At 37.1% G+C, this 1,749-nt stretch carries 2 protein-coding genes; both read left to right on the plus strand.

What is annotated here, in order from left to right:
* Positions 1–106 precede the first annotated feature (106 nt).
* On the plus strand, positions 107–1,189 hold the full coding sequence (locus IM284_RS23145; protein WP_211751104.1) for a type II toxin-antitoxin system RnlA family toxin: 1,083 nt from the start codon (positions 107–109) through the stop codon (positions 1,187–1,189).
* A gap of 5 nt (positions 1,190–1,194) precedes the next feature.
* On the plus strand, positions 1,195–1,533 hold the full coding sequence (locus tag IM284_RS23150) for a type II toxin-antitoxin system RnlB family antitoxin (protein ID WP_060854645.1): 339 nt from the start codon (positions 1,195–1,197) through the stop codon (positions 1,531–1,533).
* The last annotated feature ends 216 nt before the right edge of the window (positions 1,534–1,749 follow it).

Here is a 1,749-nt window from a genome sequence, read left to right on the forward strand (position 1 = left end):
CTGGAATACCAATCTTCGCCATCATCACTTTTTAGAGCATGACTTAATTTAAAAATGGTGTTATAATCTTCCGTTAAAAGATTACAAATAATTGAGAGAAAGGGGTGTGAAAATCGTGGTTGACTACAGAGATCTGAATCTTAACCGAGAAAACCTTGATCTCAATATCCAGAACTTTCTGGAATCTCACGGCTATCAGCTTGATGGAGATATACAAACATTTCCCAAAAGGAAAAGGGTGGTTTTTGGCTCTACTGGGTCGGAATTCTCAACTGTTGATTTTCACCTCAACCATACAGGTACAACTACGATTCAGTGGAAACTAGGTAAAAATCAACCAGTTGGTGAAACACTTGCTTCATATTTAAGGGATACAATCGACCCAGCAGAATTTGAAAACGTCAATTATTCATTGAAAGGAATAACTACAGAATCATTCGATCCTATATTAGAATGCGTTTTGGAGGCTGGTGATATTGAACTCAATCTCTTACGTGATGAGGACAACTGTAAGCAGGTAACGCTGAAAAGTATTGCACATCAAGACCACTTAACTCTCACTCACCATCGACGCACAAGAGTTTTACAAATACAGGGTAAACCTTTGTCATGTTATCGTCGTGTTATTTTCATGCTTACAGATTTACTGGATCTCAAAGGATTAGAACAAGTCTTATATCGTAAAGATGATAGTAGCGCTGAGATAGTTAGAAAGGAGATGGCCGATGACTATATAAAAACGGCATTTCCTAGAAGCTATGAACTCTTACCTGAATCAGTAAAAAAACTGCTAATCTCTAGCTGTTGTGTGAAATTAGCCTCACCACAGTTACCAGATTATTGCCTATTACTCTATCCGGACCTACGGGCTCTCGAAGGAGTGCTGAAAGAGCAGATGTGCATTTACAATATGTCTGTTGAAGATGCAGAACATGGTTTTGGCGACTTTTTTGATATCAATCGTGGGTTATGTACTTTAAAACCTCAATACAGTGCAATGGTTAGAAATATAGGGATGCAGGATGCTTTGAATAACGGCTATACATTCTATAGGAAACATCGTCATACACTTTTCCATATGGAAGAGTTTGCAGATGGCAGTCGCATGATAGATACCCTTGAAAAGGCAATAAGTTTATCTAAAAACACATATTCTGCGATCGATAGCTTATATACAGCGAGAATGTGAAAATTATGATTCAAAAAATACGCATTATTGGTGAAATAGCTGTTATAACTGCCACAGCGGATTTTCACCCTTTGCGTCAATTAAAAGGTCTGGCAATTGAACTCGATCAACTTGGTTTTGAGGGTGTAGTGCTGTTTGACCTATTAGCTGTAAATGGCTTAGCAGAGAACCGCTTTGCATCTATGAAATTTACCAATAGAAAATTTGTTCGTTCCTCGTTCGTGCTAGAATCCAATGTAAATCCAAGTATCAAAAATGAACAGGATGCTTTTGCTAAACAAGATCAGACATTTCTACTTGGGAGCGTACTCTCATCCACTGAGATTGAAAAGTTCACACACTAATCCAGCCGTTTTTTCCTGATCACCTCACATAGATTCTTCAATACTTACAAAAATAAAAACATATCATTTTCAATACAATAGAGAAACACAGATTATCAAATCTTTTATGTTAGACCGCTAATCAATGCCCCACACCAGAAGACCAATGTTAAAACTATGGAAGTAAGAAAAATTTTATGTCCATTGTGATGAAAGTAACCTGCAAGTATTATAAAC

The organism is Enterobacter cloacae complex sp. P12RS (genome assembly GCF_014895875.1).
GTDB classification, from domain to species: domain Bacteria; phylum Pseudomonadota; class Gammaproteobacteria; order Enterobacterales; family Enterobacteriaceae; genus Enterobacter; species Enterobacter bugandensis.

Bases quoted from the DNA above. Each gene is read 5' to 3' on its own strand.
- IM284_RS23150 (WP_060854645.1), top strand. From the start codon at position 1,195: ATGATTCAAAAAATACGCATTATTGGTGAAATAGCTGTTATAACTGCC.